This is a genomic window from Moorena sp. SIO2C4 (genome assembly GCF_010672485.1).
GTDB classification, from domain to species: domain Bacteria; phylum Cyanobacteriota; class Cyanobacteriia; order Cyanobacteriales; family Coleofasciculaceae; genus Moorena; species Moorena producens.
This window is the reverse complement of sequence record NZ_JAAHGN010001069.1, coordinates 1-2,533: the sequence shown is the minus strand read 5'-3', so window position 1 is coordinate 2,533 and position 2,533 is coordinate 1. Positions and strand designations below refer to the sequence as shown.

The window sequence follows — 2,533 nt, the reverse complement described above, 5'->3', positions numbered from 1 at the left end:
TCATCTTTAAAAGCCTCCCCGGTTGTCAATTTAGTGTATTTGAACAACCAGAGCATTCTCAGCCGATGGCTTATGGGTTATGCACTCAACCACCAGAGGATGGTAAGCTACGCTCTTGGCAATGGTATCCAACCCAAGGCAAAGGTGAGGAAAACAGCTCAGAGGTTTCTGGTCACTACTATGCTTTGTATCCTCGCAGTTGGTTTACCTATCAAAATGTCTTTCAGACTGAACTAACCTGCGAGCAGTTTTCCCCGATTTGGGCAGGATGTTATCAGGAAAGTAGTTACCCAGTGGCGGTGTTTGAGTGGACGGCCCACAACCCTACTGATACCCCCATTACCGTTAGCATCATGCTCACTTGGCAGAATATGGTGGGTTGGTTTACCAATGGGATTAAAAATCCCGAGGTGCGGGTAAGGGATGATGGTAGTCCGGTGTATGAGTACCAGCCTCGGTGGGGAGATAGTACGGGGAATTTGAATCAGTGGATTGTGGATCACTATCGGGTCGGATTTGTTCTAGACCGGGTGAGACTGGGGGATGAGATTAAAGAAGGGGAAGGGCAATTGTGCCTGGCTACAGTTACTAATCCCAGTATGGAGGTGTTCTACCACGGTCGCTGGAATCCAGTTGGTGATGGTGCTGAGGTTTGGGATACCTTTGCTACGGATGGTAGCTTGGTAGACCATCAAGATGAAACCCCAGCGGCACCAGGAGAACAAATTGCCTGCGCGATCGCAATTCGCTTTACCCTTCGTCCAGGTAAAACCCGCAAAATTCCCTTTATCCTGGCTTGGGACTTTCCGGTGACGGAATTTAAATTAGGTATTAACTATTACCGGAGATACACGGACTTTTTTGGACGCAACGGTAATAATGGCTGGTCGATGGTGCGCACTGCTCTCAAGCACCATGATCTGTGGCGAGAACAAATTGAATCATGGCAAGAACCGATTTTAAATAAGCAGGATTTACCCAATTGCTTCAAGATGGCCTTGTTTAATGAGCTTTACTTGCTCACGGATGGAGGTACTCTGTGGACAGCAGCAACTGAACTTGACCCAATTGGACAGTTTGGTGTATTAGAATGTCTAGATTACCGTTGGTACGAAAGCCTGGATGTGCGGCTCTATGGTTCTTTTGCCCTAGCAATGCTGTGGCCGAAACTGGATAAAGCGGTGCTAGAAGCCTTTGCCAGAGCTATCCCGACCAGCGATGAAACACTGCGTATTATTGGCTACAACCAAGCTCAAGCTGTACGTAAAATTGCGGATGCTACTCCCCATGACCTAGGAGCGCCCAATGAGCATCCTTGGCAAGAAACTAATTATACTAGCTACCAGGATTGTAACCAGTGGAAGGATTTAGCCAGTGACTTTGTTTTACAAGTCTATCGGGATTTTGTTTTATCTAGCGCTACAGATATAGAGTTTTTGTGGGAGTGCTGGTCATCCATTGTCAAGGCACTGGCTTATCTCAAGAGGTTTGACCAAGACGGAGATGGGATACCAGAAAACTATGGCGCACCAGATCAGACCTTTGATGATTGGCGATTGCAGGGAGTAAGTGCTTATTGTGGGGGGTTGTGGTTAGCGGCCTTGGAGAGTGCGATCGCAATTGGAGAAATTCTGACCAAAAATTATCCACCAACATCCCCATTCGTAGAAGTACCTGAGCTAGATTCCATTCAAGACACCATTGACTGCTATCGCCAGTGGTTAGCACAAGCTATGCCAATTTATCAAGAAAAGCTGTGGAATGGGCAGTACTATCAACTAGATAGTGAAAGTGGCTCAGATGTGGTGATGGCAGACCAGTTGTGTGGTCAATTTTATGCTCAGTTACTGGGATTACCGGATATTGTGCCACCAGAGTGTACTCTCTCAGCCCTCAAGACTGTCTATGATGCCTGTTTTTTAAAGTTCCATCAGGGTCAACTCGGAGCAGTTAATGGAGTCAGACCCGATGGCACACCAGAAGATCCCGATGCCACTCATCCGATGGAAGTGTGGACAGGAATTAATTTTGGATTAGCAGCATTTCTGATTCAGCAAGGCATGAAAGATGAAGCTTTACGTATAACTGAAGCAGTGGTGAGGCAGGTTTACGATCATGGCTTGCAATTTAGGACACCAGAAGCAATTACAGCAGCAGGGACATTCCGGGCTAGTCACTATTTGCGAGCCATGGGGATTTGGGCAGTTTATTTAATCCTTAAGGATAATACCAAATAGAAAAAGACAGGTAATGGCGGGGGTTATGTACCCTTAGTTATGCGATGCTCCTTTGGAGCCGCTACGGGAACGTACTGCCACACTATCAGCAAGATGCCCTAATCGCTGGTTTTTCAACGGAAAATCCTATAGCCAAATTTTATAATGTCCTGATGATGAACTTAGCAATAAGAAGGTAGCTAAGGGAGCAAGCCTGATTGATAGTCCAAGCTACAGCAGCTTGGGGATCTTGCGGTGCGACCCAAGGGGGATTTACTCGCCCATTGGAAAGCGCACCGTCAGGATGATAGTTAATA

Annotated in this window: 1 protein-coding gene; it reads left to right on the top strand. The window is 46.7% G+C overall.

The features are described from left to right. On the top strand, positions 1–2,237 hold a 2,237-nt coding region (locus F6K20_RS33735), incomplete at its 5' end, for a GH116 family glycosyl hydrolase (protein WP_287297694.1). Positions 2,238–2,533: the final 296 nt, after the last annotated feature.